This window comes from Klebsiella sp. PL-2018, assembly GCF_019048985.1.
In the GTDB taxonomy this organism is placed as follows: domain Bacteria; phylum Pseudomonadota; class Gammaproteobacteria; order Enterobacterales; family Enterobacteriaceae; genus Klebsiella; species Klebsiella michiganensis.
On the sequence record NZ_CP077677.1, the window covers coordinates 47940 to 63257 of the forward strand.

The 15318-nt window shown below is 51.0% G+C and carries 10 protein-coding genes and 9 pseudogenes; 12 read left to right on the top strand and 7 right to left on the bottom strand.

Features of this window, described 5'->3' with window-relative positions:
* Positions 1-76 precede the first annotated feature (76 nt).
* Both MKleb_RS29730 and MKleb_RS29735 read right to left on the bottom strand, forming a co-directional pair.
* Positions 77-559, bottom strand: a complete 483-nt coding sequence (locus MKleb_RS29730; protein WP_154022109.1) for a GNAT family N-acetyltransferase — start codon at positions 557-559, stop codon at positions 77-79.
* Positions 547-813, bottom strand: coding sequence for a type II toxin-antitoxin system TacA family antitoxin (locus MKleb_RS29735; protein ID WP_003026799.1), 267 nt, complete (start codon positions 811-813; stop codon positions 547-549). The genes MKleb_RS29730 and MKleb_RS29735 overlap by 13 nt, the downstream gene beginning before the upstream one ends.
* A 399-nt stretch (positions 814-1212) precedes the next feature.
* On the opposite strand from MKleb_RS29735, the pseudogene MKleb_RS29740 reads away from it, so the two are divergent.
* Both MKleb_RS29740 and MKleb_RS29745 read left to right on the top strand, forming a co-directional pair.
* Positions 1213-1816, top strand: a pseudogene (locus MKleb_RS29740) (tail fiber domain-containing protein); the annotation flags it as partial.
* A gap of 3 nt (positions 1817-1819) precedes the next feature.
* Entirely contained in the window at positions 1820-2956 is a 1137-nt protein-coding gene (locus MKleb_RS29745; protein ID WP_217077199.1) for a colicin-like bacteriocin tRNase domain-containing protein, read from the top strand.
* Between the two features lie 114 nt (positions 2957-3070).
* Here the strand turns inward: MKleb_RS29745 and MKleb_RS29750 are convergent.
* The 3 genes and pseudogenes from MKleb_RS29750 to MKleb_RS29760 form a co-directional block, all read right to left on the bottom strand.
* Positions 3071-3274: pseudogene (locus MKleb_RS29750) on the bottom strand (IS110 family transposase); the annotation flags it as partial.
* A gap of 47 nt (positions 3275-3321) precedes the next feature.
* Positions 3322-4149 carry a universal stress protein gene (locus MKleb_RS29755; RefSeq protein ID WP_217077200.1) on the bottom strand — a complete coding sequence of 276 codons (828 nt, stop codon included), beginning with the start codon at positions 4147-4149 and terminating at the stop codon, positions 3322-3324.
* An 18-nt stretch (positions 4150-4167) separates the two neighbouring features.
* Positions 4168-5646 (bottom strand): SulP family inorganic anion transporter, encoded by a 1479-nt coding sequence (locus MKleb_RS29760; RefSeq protein WP_217077202.1) that lies wholly within the window; start codon positions 5644-5646, stop codon positions 4168-4170.
* 336 nt (positions 5647-5982) lie between these two features.
* Here MKleb_RS29760 and MKleb_RS29765 point away from each other — a divergent pair.
* Positions 5983-6147 (top strand): annotated as a pseudogene (locus tag MKleb_RS29765) (IS3 family transposase); the annotation flags it as partial.
* Between the two features lie 16 nt (positions 6148-6163).
* Here the strand turns inward: MKleb_RS29765 and MKleb_RS29770 are convergent.
* Positions 6164-6658: pseudogene (locus MKleb_RS29770) on the bottom strand (NAD(P)H-dependent oxidoreductase); the annotation flags it as partial.
* Between the two features lie 80 nt (positions 6659-6738).
* Between MKleb_RS29770 and MKleb_RS29775 the strand changes: the two are divergent.
* Complete coding sequence (locus MKleb_RS29775; RefSeq protein WP_217076995.1) at positions 6739-7953, top strand: IS91 family transposase; 1215 nt, start codon at positions 6739-6741, stop codon at positions 7951-7953.
* Between the two features lie 149 nt (positions 7954-8102).
* On the opposite strand, the pseudogene MKleb_RS29780 reads toward MKleb_RS29775, so the two are convergent.
* Positions 8103-8806 (bottom strand): annotated as a pseudogene (locus MKleb_RS29780) (transcriptional regulator); the annotation flags it as partial.
* 697 nt (positions 8807-9503) lie between these two features.
* On the opposite strand from MKleb_RS29780, the gene ccdA reads away from it, so the two are divergent.
* The 8 genes and pseudogenes from ccdA (at position 9504) to MKleb_RS29815 (ending at position 15230) form a co-directional block, all read left to right on the top strand.
* Entirely contained in the window at positions 9504-9722 is a 219-nt protein-coding gene (ccdA, locus tag MKleb_RS29785; protein ID WP_032934863.1) for a type II toxin-antitoxin system antitoxin CcdA, read from the top strand.
* Position 9723: 1 nt separating this feature from the next.
* Positions 9724-10029 carry a type II toxin-antitoxin system toxin CcdB gene (ccdB, locus tag MKleb_RS29790; RefSeq protein ID WP_217077203.1) on the top strand — a complete coding sequence of 102 codons (306 nt, stop codon included), beginning with the start codon at positions 9724-9726 and terminating at the stop codon, positions 10027-10029.
* Between the two features lie 162 nt (positions 10030-10191).
* Positions 10192-10353, top strand: coding sequence for a hypothetical protein (locus tag MKleb_RS29795; RefSeq protein ID WP_187326103.1), 162 nt, complete (start codon positions 10192-10194; stop codon positions 10351-10353).
* Positions 10346-11139 (top strand): annotated as a pseudogene (locus MKleb_RS29800) (site-specific integrase). Before MKleb_RS29795 ends, MKleb_RS29800 begins: the two are co-directional and overlap by 8 nt.
* Positions 11140-11639: 500 nt before the next feature.
* Positions 11640-12396 (top strand): annotated as a pseudogene (repE, locus tag MKleb_RS29805) (replication initiation protein RepE).
* A gap of 688 nt (positions 12397-13084) precedes the next feature.
* Positions 13085-13417, top strand: a complete 333-nt coding sequence (locus MKleb_RS30190; protein ID WP_267460486.1) for a hypothetical protein — start codon at positions 13085-13087, stop codon at positions 13415-13417.
* Positions 13351-14094: pseudogene (locus MKleb_RS30195) on the top strand (AAA family ATPase). The gene MKleb_RS30190 and the pseudogene MKleb_RS30195 overlap by 67 nt, the downstream one beginning before the upstream one ends.
* Positions 14095-14253: 159 nt before the next feature.
* Positions 14254-15230 (top strand): annotated as a pseudogene (locus MKleb_RS29815) (ParB/RepB/Spo0J family plasmid partition protein).
* Positions 15231-15318: the final 88 nt, after the last annotated feature.

The window sequence follows — 15318 nt, forward strand, 5'->3', positions numbered from 1 at the left end:
AATTTGAGCAGGTGTCGGACCTGATCTGGAAGACTGGGTGAAATAATCCCGAGAAATACCCCACTCCAGTAAGCAGTCATGGAAGCTTAAGGAACAGAGTCCGCTCATGAGTTTGCGATACCTTAAATCCATGGTGAGTATAGAAACCTTTGGCTTCCTCAGTAAGTGCGTGAACTATTATTGCACGAACGCCAATATTCTCAGCTACGCGATAACAGCGTAGAACCGCATCGTGAAGTAAATCGGCGCCAACTCCTTTTCCGTGCAATGAGACATCTACCGCCAAGCGAGCGAGTATAATCACCGGTATAGGATCTGGCATATTACGCCGAAGACTACCAGTCGCTTCCGTATGGTTAACGCTACCGGTGGCCAGAGAGTAAAAACCAGCTACTTGCTTCGTACCCGTCTTGCAAACAACGAACGTTCGGGCAGCGCCAAGAGCTTGATTTTTTAAACCTCTCTGTTTTAGCCATTCATCGAGTACCGTTTCTCCACTGACGAACTCTGCCAGTTGATGGGCGCTGGATAACGGCTCGGGTGCAGTTACACATCCCACTGAGGTTTCCTTGCCAGTAGTTTATTAATGGCGGGCTCATCCTCGACTGGTGCATCGAGCATATCGATGAACTCTGCATATTGTTCGTCATTAAAATTGAAAACACGGCGATCAAGGATCACATTCTCCGCAGCCTTGCAGGCCATCTCCAGAATGAAGTCGGTTCGCGATTTATGAAGGATTTCTGCAGCGGCATCGATGAGTGCCCTCTGAGACTCCTTAGCTCTTAGGTTGAGTTGAACATCTGATTTCATACACACCTCTCTTGTATAGCAATTGCTATACAAGAATAACACAACACCAACGTATAGCAAATGCTATACACCTCAAAGCGCCGACAATGCGTTTTATGTTGAATATCAATCAATTACATCATTAATTATGAGTTGATGTATTTGTCGTGTCGTGTCGTGACGCTAGCGGACGGTGTCCTTCCATTTTACCGGATCGAGACGCGTTGTGGGGCTGGCGCTGCTGCGGTGCATTCTGCCCGGCTCAGGTTTAACGTTATACCACCGACCCGACATTACTTTTAATATTTAATAGGATCTAAACCTGTTCAGGGATTTGAAGTCCAGTGATGTAGAAAACCACACTAAGGGGATTATTACGGCTAAAGCCGTAATGCTTCTTCGTCCTCGCTACGCTGTGGGGCTGCCGGACAATTTATCAAACGTAATCCGGATGGCTGGTTCTGGGCAGGTGGAAACAAAAATATCAGCAGTACTGAGAGAATAACCAACGGTGTTCATTTACAGGGTGCGAGCGATTTAGCCGCCGACTTCTATCATCAGGAGCGTATCGGACAGCATCACTTTCTGGGACTGCATGTGGCCAATGGCGGCGCACAGGGCTGGTACGAATTCCGTAACGACGGGCAGGCCTACACCAACGGTGTCTGGAACAGCAGCTCTGATGCCCGCATGAAAACGGACATCGAAAAAAATCGATAATGCGCTGGACAGACTCGACCGCATCGGCGGTTACACCTATCTCAAACAGGGGAAACCAGAAGCCGGGGTGATTGCCCAGGAAGTGGAGGCAGTGCTGCCGCAGGCGGTGACGCAGACAACGCTGACGCTCAATGATGGCAGCGTGCTGCCGGATGCGCGTAGTATCAACATCAATGGCGTGGTCGCCCTGCTGGTTGAAGCACTGAAGGAAGAACATCAGGCCCGGATCCTGGAGAAGGAAGCCAGACTTTCTCTTGAGCAACGTCTGGCAGCGCTGGAAGAACGTGTGGGTCGGGAGGTCTGATTCATGGATGAGTATAATTTCAACGGTGGGGTACCACCATTGCCGGGTAATGTATGGCTTCCTGCTGATGAAGACGGTCCGGGGCACTGGGTGGCGCCCACCACGGGAAGTCAGGCTGGTGATATTCTGACTGTATGGCCGTCAAACGGATATACTCCCCCTGATACTTCTTATCTGCCGCCATCAACCTTAGGGCCGGGCTGGGCTGATTACGATATGGCAGGCGTGGCTTCTAACCAGGGCTACCTTGTATATGGTGTTCCGGTAAGGGTTGTTCTGGATATACTGACAGAAGATGGTGACTGGCCCGGTTGGACCATCAGTCTCTATGAAGCTTATCGGGAACAGGAGCCCGTGCCTGCCGCCATGGCCACTCTCGACCGGGGACTGGTTTCGGGGTTACCTGACCCCTCCAGGCCTGCCGTTGTGCCTTATGCCCGGCTGGAGCCAGAATCCCCACACCCGGAAAAAATTTCCCGCGTAATGACAATCCAGCCCTTAAATGCCGTCACAGATGTGCCGGTAAATGCGTTACCCGCACCAGGAGGAACAGTGAACGTTCAGCGGCGTCTGACCGATCTGGTATCCGGGGGGAATCAGTACCTGGTGGTGACAGGAGGAAAATCCATGTCTGTTCGTGTGGTGGATGCCGGTCTCGTGAAGGACAAGACACCACAAACAGACCGATTCCTGAAGAAAACTTATCAGGCAACCATTGCGCCCGGGCTTCCACCTCTTATTTTCACTACTAACGATATTAATGACTCCAAGTTGTTTCCCAAGAATTTTGTTCCAAACGCCAGAGGAATCATTAGCGGACAGGGGGTTTATGGTCCAGCCGGCTATACCTCCTCCGCCAGAAATGACGATGTCATTGTGAGATTCCCGGCAGGGAGTGGAGCCAGCCCGCTGTATATATCCTCTGTAGAGGTATTAAATCCTGAGTCTCTACATCAGCGTCAACTGGCTGAAACAGATATCAGGAACAGAATAGATGCGGTGGGCAAAGCCGAGGAAAACCGTAAATACCTGTTTGGCAAAGCAGGTATTCAGGAGACGCCAGCGTTCACTACGGAAATGGTGAAATCCGCCAGCGCCCTGCTGGCGGCACCGGCGGCGATGATGATTTCCTGCAGTTAAACTCCCCACCACGATATCGTCTGTTTTTTATCAGCTTCCGTTTTTCGCTCATAGTGTATTGCGCTCACTTACTGGCGTGAGCGTTGTCCTGGTTTTAATGCCAGCCTGGTACAGTCAGGTTGACAGTACTTGTTTCAGGCCTTCTTCATTAAAAACGGTTCCGGTCTTCAGTACGCCATAACACCAGTGCACCAGTTTCCGCATCAGCGCACCAATGGCCACCATTTTAGGTTTACTCCGCAGCGACATCTCATCGTTAATTTTACGCATTCGCTTATTGTAGATTTTTCCGCACAGGGCGGACATGTAAAGCTTCGCTATCCCACTTCATGAAGTAGGGCGAGGGTACCCGCCCTTTTTCATTGCTAACGGAGGATCAGAAGCGGTTGTTGCATCTTTTGCAGCATTTCAGAGGTATGACTACCGATAAAGAACTGCCGCAACCTGGAATGACCGTAGGCCCCCATCACTATCAGATCGACAGCATTTTCACCGGCGTAACGAATAAGCGCATCCCCGACTGATTGCCCGGTAAGATGTGTTGTGCTGTTTTCTATATCCGCGTCACATAAAATTTTCTGTGCGGTCAGCAGCTCTTCCTTCTTACCGTTTACCATGACAAGGTGACATTCCAGCCCCCTGAGTAAGGGACTCATCGTCAGACGTTCCAGGTTTCTCCTGCTTTCTTCACTGCCATCATAAGCCAACATAACTCTGGAAGGCGCTGAGTAGTTCTCCGGAACAACCAGCAGGGGTTTCTTTTGCAGACGAATAACGCTTTCCAGATGAGAGCCTACCGGATGCTGGCTGCCCTGACGCCCCAGCACCATGAGACGAAGGTCGCTCAGCTCTGCCAGAACTTCATCCGGTGTACCGTGTTTTTGCATCAAAAGCACATCCGGGCTTCCCTGTTTTTGAAGCAGTTCAGCACAACTTTCCAGTATTGCTTTCCCCTGGGCCATCAGCAGGCGATTACGTTGCCCTTCGATTTCTACCAGCTCATCGGTCAGCAATTGCTGACTGTCTATGCCTAGAGTGCCGGTCAGGTCTGACACTACCGGGGTGCTGTCTTTTTCGATAACGTGCAACAGTGCGAGCTGTGATTGCAAAGTGCGGGCTGCCCACGCCGCATATTCACACACTGACCGCGTTGAAAGTGAACCGTCCACACAGGCTGTAACAGTATTATTCATAGTTTTCCCTCCGGTCTGTTAATGACCGCCCATCAGTTTTTCGACTTCTTCAGGTTTATCGTGAACACCAAACCGGTCAACGATGGTGCTGGTGGCTTCATTCATCCCACGTATCTCCACCCCAGTGCCCTCTCTTCGGAACTTAATGACCACCTTATCCAGGGCGCTGACGGACGTGATGTCCCAGAAATGGGCATGTGAAACATCTATCACCACATTCTCAATCGCTTCACGGAAATCAAAGTGGCTGGTAAAGCGGTCTGCTGATGCAAAGAATACCTGGCCGGTGACGGTATACGCCCGGCTGGTCCCCTCCAGACCTGAGGTTACACGCATGAACCGGGATACTTTAGTGGCAAAGTTGAGCGAAGCAATCAGTACGCCGGTCAGCACGCCGAAGGCCAGATTATGTGTTGCCACCACAACCGCGACAGTGGCAAGCATGACCACGCTGGTTGAAAGGGGGTGTGTCCGCAGGTTGGCAATGGAGCGCCAGGAGAATGTCCCGATGGAAACCATAATCATCACCGCAACCAGCGCTGCCATCGGGATTTGGGAGACCCAGTCGCGCAGGAACACAATCAGGCAAAGCAGCACCACGCCCGCCGTGAGGGTTGAAAGCCGTCCGCGGCCACCGGATTTTACGTTGATAACGGATTGTCCTATCATCGCGCAGCCTGCCATTCCTCCGATGAAGGATGTGCAGATGTTTGCTATGCCCTGAGCTTTGCACTCCCTGTTTTTGTCGCCTGGCGTGTCGGTCATGTCATCCACAATAGTGGCGGTCATCATCGACTCAAGCAGCCCCACCACGGCAAGCCCCGCAGAATATGGCAGTATGATGAGCAGCGTCTGGAGATTTAAGGGCACGTCCGGGAGCAGGAAGACCGGCAGACTGTCGGGAAGTTTCCCCATATCCCCGACGGTTCGTACATCCAGATGCAGCCACATGGTAATGCCGGTCAGCACCACGATGCACACAAGCGGTGAAGGAATGGTTTTGTTGATATAAGGGAAGATATAGATGATCCCCAGCCCTGCCGCAGTCATGGCATAAACATGCCAGGTCACGTTGGTTAATTCGGGCAACTGCGCCATAAAAATCAGTATTGCCAGCGCATTAACGAATCCCGTGACCACTGAGCGTGAAACAAAACGCATTAGTCCATCGAGCTTCAGGTAACCGGCTATCAGCTGGAATACCCCGGTCAGTATGGAAGCGGCCAGTAAATACTGTAAACCATAATCTTTCACCAGCGTCACCATAAGCAGCGCCATTGCACCGGTGGATGAAGAAATCATCGCCGGACGTCCGCCAAAGAAGGCCATAACGAGAGGAATACAGAACGCCGAGTAGAGGCCCACCTGGGGGTCTACACCGGCAATAATGGAAAAGGCGATCGCTTCTGGAATGAGTGCGAGCGCGACAACAATACCGGCCAGAACGTCACCACGGACGTTACCCAGCCAGTCCTTACGCGTCGAGGACAGTAACATATTAATTTCTCAGTTTTTAGATACAGTCAGCCCTGGAGGGCAGCATTTTTACGTACGATAAAGCACATCCGCAGACGGGATGATATTGAGTGCGTTCTGAGGCTCGCTCAGTACAACGGAGGAAAGAAAACTCAGGGTGGCGTAATACGCATAGCGTTTGTCAGCTTCTCCAAAGCGAGAGTGGATGTATTGCCGGGTCTGATGCCCGGGATAAATGAGAGGCATAGAGTTTGAGCCAGGACCAAACCAAAGCCGCTCAATACTATAAACAAATTACAGGCACGGTCAAATCTGGGGTTCAGTACATATGCCCTCCCCTACAAATGATACACATAGTTCGCCGGTAAACCGGTGGGCTGGGCTATGTCGACGTCGCCGGACTCAGCACTCACGGTCAAAGCGTTGCAGATGGCCTGGCCGCTTCGGGGTAAGCCAACAGGAGTGTTGCTCCACAGCGTCCAGGGCAGTCACTATACCAGTCGCCAGTATAAGAGCCGCCTTCTGTGAAGGCAGATTTCTACTTTGTCAGGCGTTCAATCAGCTGGCGCTGGTATTCAGGCAACTGGCTGGTTCTCACCCCCTGAAAAACAAGTGGCGGGAGCCATGTCATGCCCGCATGTAATGCACTGGCTTCCATGGGTGTGAAAATATCGGCAAGCTCAGTACCTGTTCTGCCATTTTTTCCGTATGTTGAGTCGTCACCGGCAGCAGTAGTAACAATAAGCATTTCCTTACCCTTCCATAAATCCGGGCCAACGCTACCCCATGTGTCATTCATATACGCTTTCATCATTGGGGTGATATTGAACCAGTGAGTGGGAAAGATAAACACTATCCTGTCATTCTGGCGTGTGACACGCCTCTCCTCATCACCGTTTATCTTGCGCGTATCGAAACCATAGAGCGTTTCAAGGTTACGAACAGTGACTCCATCTACGCTCTCAGCCGCCTGCTGTAGCCCTTTAATCATAACGGACCGCTCCGGATACGGATGAGAAACGATTAGAACAGTAGCGCCCTTACAGGGCGAGCGTCACCGCTTCGCGATTCCGATGGTTTGCAGGTACAGAGTCCCGTTTTATACTCTGCGGCATGTACATTCCGCGCCCCGCAAAGTTGCTCTTCACCGTCGATGACGCCTGGAACAGGTTCCTCGCCAGGTTCGGGGGCCGCGTCACGCCCTGGACACGACTTTGCGTTGAGCGCATGCTCGCCTGCGGCACCACAGCGATGGGCGTGAAGCGCTACTGCTGCTCATCTCCTGACTGCACACACTCCCGCTTCTTCTGCCAGACCTGCAAGTCAAAGGCATGCAGCGCCTGCGGGCATAAAGCCACGGAGCAGTGGATTACAGAGCAACAGCATATTCTGCCCGACTGTGACTGGCAGCACATCACCTTCACCATGCCCCACCTTCTGTGGCCCTTCTTCAATAACAACTGGCCTCTGCTCAATGCCCTGTTCCGTGCTGCCACCCGGGCCATGCTACGCTGGGCCCGCAAACAGGGCGTGGAGATCGGTATCTTCTGCGCCCTGCATACGTACGGCCGCCAGCTCAACCAGCATCCACACATACACCTCTCCGTCACCCGCGGTGGCCCCGACGTTAAACACGGTGTCTGGCGCGATATCTTCTTTAAGAAGCACGCCGTGGAGGTCATCTGGCGCGGGGCGGTCACCCGCCTGCTGCGCCACAGTTATGACCTGATTAACCCCGGCAGCCTGCCGGGGCTGGATCATATTCGGAACAAAAAACAGTGGGGCCGTTATCTGGAAGCGCAGTACGGGCGCTGCTGGAAGGTCCACTTCGCAAAGAAGACCCGGGGTGCATGGCGTAGCGTCAAATATCTGGGCCGGTATCTGAAGCGACCGCCGGTGTCGGCGGCAAAGCTCAGGCACTACAGCGGCGGGGCCGTGGCACATCATTACCTCGACCACCGTACGCAGCAGTACCGGCAGCAGACGCTGACGCAGGAAGAGATGATTGACCGTTATATCAGTCATATCCCGGCGAAGCACTTTAAGATGGTGCGCTACTACGGCTTTTTGTCCAGCAGGAAACGGGGCGAGCTGCTGCCAAAGGTGTATGAAGCCCTGGAGATGGAGGCACGGAAAAAACCGGAGAAACCGGGATTCGCCGCGCTGATGAAGGAATTTCTGCGCACAGACCCGTACAAATGCATTCTGTGCGGTAACCGGCTGCGCTTTGTCAGCGCAGAAGCGGGCAGGCACGCTTCGGTGTTAGTGGCCGAAAGGCTGCATAATATCGACCGTAAACGATGGCTTCAGGGACAGGCAGCAGGATAAGTGCGCCTGAAAAATGGCTTTCAGGTCAAAAAAGAATCGAAAGCGGTATTCTGTTAACATAAGAGTCACAACCACGCGCCGTCAGTGCGCTGCCGGTGACGACATTCATGGCCAGGAATTTTTTGAAACGATGATTCAATCTCCTAACCATCAAGGCGCAGGGTGCCGGCTTCAATGGTTTGCGTGACGGCCGGGATCACCGGGCGCAGATCCTGCGCCAGCGCTGTCGCTTTTGGTCCGGTCCAGTCCAGCCCGCGCAGAACCAACGGGAAAACGGCTTTCAGCCGCGGCAGGGTAAAGATTTCCGCCAGCACGGCGTCCGGCACGTCTGCCAGTCTTTCCAGCGGGCGCAGCAGATGTTCGGCATACATCTGATCCACCACGGGGCGCAGCGCCACTAGGAAAGCGTCGAATTCTACCGTCCAGTTCTCCCCCGCCAGGCGAAAGATCCCCTTCAGGTAGTGTCCGTCCACCGGACGGTCGTTCTCAGCCTGCCAGGTCAGCAGATCCTGGGTGATGTCCATCAGGGTGCGCAGGGCCGGGAGCGTGGCCACCCTGTTCCGGCCGCACAGAAAGGCTTCCCGGGCATGAACCAGGATGAAGCGCAGTTCATCCCGGGAGACGGCCGCGGTGCCTAAGGTCTGGCCGAGAATGATATGCCGGTACAGTTGTCGGACTGCGGCCTCCGGATCGGCGGTCAGCTGAAAATACCCGTCGTCGGGCGCAACCGTTTTCAGACCGTCATCGAGGAAGCGTTCGGCCAGGCGTTGACCGAAGTATTTTCGCGAACGGCGCGCACTTTCAGCGCCTCGATCAATCTTTTGTGAAAACGCAGGTTAAGCTGACTGAGCATCATCATTCCTTTAGTATTTGTTTTGCTCAAGATGCTAACTTAGCATTCAATGTTTTTGTCATTAATTTACTGAGTTTGTATCTTTAATTTGTGATACATCCTTTATTACTGAAAGTGATGTAGGTATTGCTAAACCTGCACCGTTCTCTTCTTATTTCTCATCAGATCCGAAAAAAGGTAGTCCCGGATCTTCTTCAGCCCTACCGGCGTGCAGAGGCCCGGTAACACAAGATGTAGCGGTGTCATCATCTGATCATGACGCTATATGCTGTGTCTCTCCCCTGCTCCGTGACCGCCCGCTCACCACCGTGAAACGCCGATTTGATTATTCCCTGACCGTGGTACACTTCCGGAAACTTCACTGAAAGTGAAAAGTCGGATCTGACCGGAACGACCGTCCGGTAATTCAGTTCCGTTTTTATAATCTGAGTTGTAATTACATAAGGTTAATATCACATTATGTAAAATATGAATGTATAACTATTGGCTGGTTAACAATATGCGTTTTGCGGAATGTAACCCTGCATCACTGAAATGCACATCATAATACATATAAAAAGCATGCATATTGCAGCAGCTTACAGTTAACTCCTTCACTGTAAGCCGGTTAACAGTATTCACAATGCAGGGCAGATTTTTGCGGCCGGGGAATGTATACTTTACCTCATACCTGAAGTATGTAAAAAAGAGGTGCATCATGAAGCAACGAATTACCGTGACAGTGGACAGCGACAGCTATCAGCTGCTCAAGGCATACGACGTGAATATCTCCGGTCTGGTCAGTACGACCATGCAGAACGAAGCCCGACGTCTGCGCGCCGAACGCTGGCAGGAAGAAAACCGTGAAGGGATGGCTGAGGTGGCCAGCTTTATCGAGGCTAACGGATCGTTTGCTGACGAAAACAGGGACTGGTGATATGCAGTTTAAGGTCTACGCCTATAAAAGAGAGAGCCGCTACCGTCTGTTCGTCGACGTGCAGAGTGACATTATTGACACCCCGGGACGCCGGATGGTGATCCCGCTGATCAGCGCCCACCTGCTGTCCGATAAAGTCTCACGTGAGCTTTACCCGGTGGTGAATGCCGGCGACGAAAGTTACCGCATGATGACCACCGATATGGCCAGTGTGCCGGTTTCGGTTATCGGCGAGGAAATGGCCGACCTCAGTCACCGGGAGAATGATATTAAAAATGCCATCAACCTGATGTTCTGGGGGGTCTGAGGTACCTATCATTGTGTGGGTGCACAGGCTTTCTCCGTGTTATCCCTTTTCTCAGGAACAGCAATGCAATTGCTGATGATGGCAACGGAAACCTGGAATTGTGACTGATTCTGTCAGTTTTCCGGTTCTGAAATAACTGACCCTATGAAAGGAATAGAGTCTATGCCTGTAAATATCGTGTCTACTGTCATCGACGGAATTGTTTTGTTTGTGACTTCGCCAGCTTTCTGGCTGGGTTGTGTCGGACTTCTGCTTATTATGTTAGTAGTGGTACCGAGCAGCCCATTCCGTACAATGAAAAAAGATACCAAAGAAAATGAATAACCTGGTTCCAGCTGGCTCTTCGATGTCTCCCGGAACAGTGCTCCCGGTAGCCATTGATTATCCCGCAGCGCTGGCATTGCGTCAGATGGCCATCGTTCACGACGAACTGCCGAGATATCTGCTGGCGCCGGAAGTGAGCGCCCTGCTCCACTATGTGCCCGATCTGCACCGTAAGATGCTGCTGGCCACCCTCTGGAACACGGGCGCCCGCATTAACGAGGCGCTGGCGCTAACCAGGGGGATTTTTCGCTGGCGGCACCGTATCCGTTCGTGCAGCTGGCCACGCTCAAGCAGCGCACCGAGAAAGCGGCCAGAACGGCAGGTCGAGCGCCGGCCGGTAGTCAGGCTCATCGCCTGGTTCCGCTTTCTGACACCCAGTACGTCAGCCAGCTGCAGATGATGGTGGCCACGCTGAAAATACCGCTGGAAAGACGCAACAAGCGGACCGGCCGAACCGAGAAGGCCCGCATCTGGGAGATCACCGATCGGACCGTGCGCACCTGGCTTGCTGAGGCGGTCGAAGCCGCGGCCGCCGACGGTGTGACATTCTCAGTACCGGTGACGCCGCACACGTTTAGGCACAGTTACGCCATGCATATGTTGTATGCCGGTATACCGCTGAAGGTGCTGCAGAGTCTCATGGGACACAAGTCGATAAGTTCGACGGAAGTCTATACGAAAGTGTTTGCGCTCGATGTAGCGGCACGCCACCGCGTTCAGTTTGCGATGCCGGAAGCTGAAGCCGTCGCGCTGATAAAAAAGCTTATCCCAGGTCAATCTGCATAGGTAACTATGGGAACCCCCCCCAGGTTAAGAGGCTGCTATTTCCGGGAGGATGCTAAATTCCGGCCGTGGATATGATTGAGCAAGCAGTGCTCGCCGCAGTTGAACGACAGGGCGAAGCCCGCGAGTGAGCGAGGAAGCACCAGGGAACAGTACTCATATATTCTGCTTACGCTCGATGTCTTAAGGGAGCCCCCGAATTTATCCACTTATCCACTGGTACATTTTTATAAACATTTTTAAAACAGTTGTTAGGTTTACTTTTTTAGAAGGGCTTACAGCCCTTTATCCATGCGGCTTTCAGAGGTGTAGCTGTGACAAACTGCCCTTTCAGTGTGACAAATCACCCTCAAATGACCACTTTATCTGTGACAAATTGCCCTCAACTCTGTGACAAATTGCCCTCGGGCGATGCGGCTTTTCACAAAGTTATCCCTGCCTGTTGACTCTTTTTTATTTAATGTGACAATCTAAAAACCTGTCACACTTCACATGGATCTGTCATGGTGGAAATACCGGTTATAAATCACAAAAAAACGTAAAAATAGCCCGCGTATTGTCCAGTCAAACGAGCTGACTGAGGCGGCATACAGTCTCTCCCGGGATCAAAAACGTATGTTGTATCTGTTCGTTGACCAGATCAGAAAATCCGACGGTACTCTGCAGGAACATGATGGTATCTGCGAAATTCATGTTGCTAAATATGCTGAAACTTTCGGACTGACCTCCGCTGAGGCAAGTAAGGATATACGGCAGGCATTGAAGGGGTTTGCTGGTAAGGAAGTGGTTTTCTATCGGCCTGAAGAAGACGCCGGCGATGAAAAGGGATATGAATCTTTTCCCTGGTTTATCAAACGTGCGCACAGCCCATCCAGAGGGCTTTACAGCGTACATATCAACCCATACCTCATTCCGTTTTTCATTGGACTACAGAACCGTTTTACGCAGTTCAGACTCAGTGAAACAAAAGAGATCACCAATCCGTATGCCATGCGTTTATACGAATCCCTTTGCCAGTACCGTAAGCCGGATGGCTCAGGCGTCGTGTCCCTGAAAATCGACTGGATCATGGAGCGCTACCAACTACCTCAAAGTTACCAGCGTATGCCGGACTTCCGCCGTCGTTTCCTGCAGGCCAGCGTTGATGAAATCAACAGCAGGACCCCAATGCGCCTGTCGTACATAGAGAAAAAGAAGGGCCGTCAGACTACTCATATCGTATTTACCTTCCGGGATGTCACCTCCATGACGGGCGAATAACTCGAGGGTAATCTGTCACAGATTTGAGGGTGGTTAGTCACATTCTACCCGGCAGTCTGAGGGTGATTTGTCACAGTTTTGCTGTTCACCTCTGCCATTATTCGTCTTACTCGCTTTATTTTTTGCCGTAATTATTCGTTAAGCAGAATTTGAGGGCAATTTGTCACAGCTCCTGAGGGCTGTTTGTCACAGTTTAAAGAGTGCAAATTGTCACGTATGTCTGTGAACGCTGAGTGCTATTTGTCACAGTTGCACCCTTGCCCCCTACTTACGAAGCGGATTAACCGTATACCAGGTACTGCAGTTTGTTCGACTCATTAATGAGGGCAGATTGTCACAGTTAATTGCCCATTAATTGGCTGATATAGTAGGTGCGTCTGCTCGGATTGTTTCCCATAGCGGACACATCTTCCCACACTGAGCGTAAGTGCCACCTGCCTGAACGGTTCCTCTATGCTTCCTCGCCAGTTCGCTCGCTACGCTCGGTTACATGGCTGCGGCGAGCATTAGTCATTTTTATTGACTGCAGTATGCTTTTGCAGATTCACCTGCTTGAATTTAGCTACTGGATTGTTTGTTTGTGAGCAACTTTGCATGTTTTTAATGGCTTTGCGTTTTTAGTGTTGCTTTGCATTAATTTCCAAGATTTAATAAAATACTGCAAAGTTATGATTAAAGGATGCTCAGTATGGGATTAATGGATACCTTGAACCAGTGCATTAGTGCTGGTCATGAAATGACTAAGGCAATAGCGATTGCTCAGTTTAATGATGACAGTCCGGAGGCACGCAAGATTACTCGCCGCTGGCGAATCGGTGAAGCAGCTGATTTGGTTGGTGTTTCATCGCAGGCCATCAGAGATGCAGAGAAAGCGGGCCGTCTCCCCCACCCTGATATGGAAACCCGTGGCAGAGTTGAGCAACGTGTTGGCTATACATCGAACAGATCAACCACATGCGGGATGTGTTTGGAACTCGGCTGCGGCGTTCAGAAGACGCGTTCCCTCCGGTTATCGGTGTAGCGGCTCATAAAGGTGGCGTCTATAAAACCTCTGTCTCTGTTCATCTTGCTCAGGATCTTGCTCTTAAAGGTTTACGGGTTTTACTTGTTGAAGGCAATGATCCGCAGGGAACGGCATCGATGTATCACGGGATGGGTTCCCGATCTCCATATTCATGCCGAAGATACATTACTCCCCTTCTATCTTGGGGAAACAGATGATGCCAAGCTATGCGATAAAACCAAACCTGCTGGCCAGGCCTTGATATCATTCCTTCCTGTCTGGCTCTACATCGAATTGAAACCGAACTGATGGGAAAATTTGACGAAGGTAAATTACCTGCCGATCCACACCTGATGCTTCGTCTGGCAATTGAAACGGTGGCGCATGACTATGACGTTATAGTTATCGATAGCGCTCCGAACCTGGGTATCGGTACGATTAATGTAGTATGTGCAGCCGATGTTCTCATTGTGCCGACTCCTGCAGAACTTTTCGATTACACTTCCGCCCTTCAGTTTTTCGATATGTTACGCGACCTGCTTAAGAACGTTGATCTTAAGGGGTTTGAACCGGATGTCCGCATTCTTTTGACAAAATACAGCAATAACAATGGATCACAATCTCCCTGGATGGAAGAGCAAATCAGAGATGCCTGGGGAAGTATGGTCCTGAAAAATGTTGTTCGGGAAAACTGATGAAGTAGGCAAAGGCCAGATTCGTATGAGAACAGTTTTCGAACAGGCAATTGATCAGCGTTCTTCTACCGGTGCATGGCGAAATGCTTTATCTATCTGGGAGCCAGTCTGCAATGAGATCTTTGATCGCCTGATTAAACCTCGGTGGGAGATTCGATAATGAAACGTGCTCCGATCATTCCGAAACATACAGTAAATTCCCAGGCGGTAGAAAACGCTTCATCGCCCGCCCCTGCCCCAGCTGCTCCAATGGTTGATTCATTAATTGCGCGTGTTGGAGCTATGGCGCGTGGAAATTCTATCGCCCTGCCTGTATGCGGTCGGGAAGTTAAATTCACGCTGGAAGTAATCCCAGGAAACTCGGTAGAAAATACCTCCAGGGTCTGGTCAGGTAATGAGCGCGATCAGGAACTTCTCACGGAGGATGCACTTGATGACCTGATCCCCTCCTTTTATTGGCTGGCCAGCAGACACCTGCATTTGGCCGCCGGATTTCTGACATCATAGAAATTGCAGACGGGAGTCGACGTCGAAAGCAGCCATTTCTTACATCTTGCGATTATCGTGTTCTTGTCGGTGACCTTGATGATGAACAAATGGCTGCGTTATCCCGGCTGGGAAACGATTATCGTCCAACGAGTGCTTATGAAAGAGGTCATCGTTACGCAAAACGTCTGGAGAATGAATTCGCGGGTAACATTTCAGCTCTTGCTGATGCGGAACATATTTCACGTAAAATCATTAGTCGTTGCATCAACACTGCCAGATTACCAAAATCTGTAGTTGCCCTCTTTTCTCATCCCGGTGAACTATCCGCACGGGCTGGTGAAGCTCTTTTAAAAGCCTTTACTGATAAAGAAGAACAGCTAAAAAATCGGGCGGAGGAACTGCACGAGCAAAAGAAAGCAGGTGTAATTTTTGAATCTGATGAGGTCATTACATTGTTGATGGCGGTTCTGAAAGAAAATTCTTTAAGCAGAGCTAATCTCAGTTCAAGACATCAGTTCGCGCCCGGTGCATCGGCTTTGTATAAAGGGGATAAAATCATACTGAATCTGGACAGAACTCGTTTACCTGCTGAGTATATTAAGAAAATTGAAGCGATACTCAAGGAGCTGGAAGCTCAGGAATCTTGATAAATCTGCCAGGACTTTGGGCTGGTAAATATTTTATGTAGCGGCCAGCTTTATCCAATTTCTCCTTCGATATTTCGATTTCCGGTGG

Excerpts from the sequence above, each read along its gene's own strand:
- MKleb_RS29735 (WP_003026799.1), bottom strand. The coding sequence starts at position 813 with ATGAAATCAGATGTTCAACTCAACCTAAGAGCTAAGGAGTCTCAGAGG.
- MKleb_RS29745 (WP_217077199.1), top strand. The coding sequence starts at position 1,820 with ATGGATGAGTATAATTTCAACGGTGGGGTACCACCATTGCCGGGTAAT.
- MKleb_RS29755 (WP_217077200.1), bottom strand. The coding sequence starts at position 4,149 with ATGAATAATACTGTTACAGCCTGTGTGGACGGTTCACTTTCAACGCGG.
- MKleb_RS29760 (WP_217077202.1), bottom strand. The coding sequence starts at position 5,646 with ATGTTACTGTCCTCGACGCGTAAGGACTGGCTGGGTAACGTCCGTGGT.
- MKleb_RS29775 (WP_217076995.1), top strand. The coding sequence starts at position 6,739 with ATGTACATTCCGCGCCCCGCAAAGTTGCTCTTCACCGTCGATGACGCC.
- ccdA (WP_032934863.1), top strand. The coding sequence starts at position 9,504 with ATGAAGCAACGAATTACCGTGACAGTGGACAGCGACAGCTATCAGCTG.
- ccdB (WP_217077203.1), top strand. The coding sequence starts at position 9,724 with ATGCAGTTTAAGGTCTACGCCTATAAAAGAGAGAGCCGCTACCGTCTG.
- MKleb_RS29795 (WP_187326103.1), top strand. The coding sequence starts at position 10,192 with ATGCCTGTAAATATCGTGTCTACTGTCATCGACGGAATTGTTTTGTTT.
- MKleb_RS30190 (WP_267460486.1), top strand. The coding sequence starts at position 13,085 with ATGGGATTAATGGATACCTTGAACCAGTGCATTAGTGCTGGTCATGAA.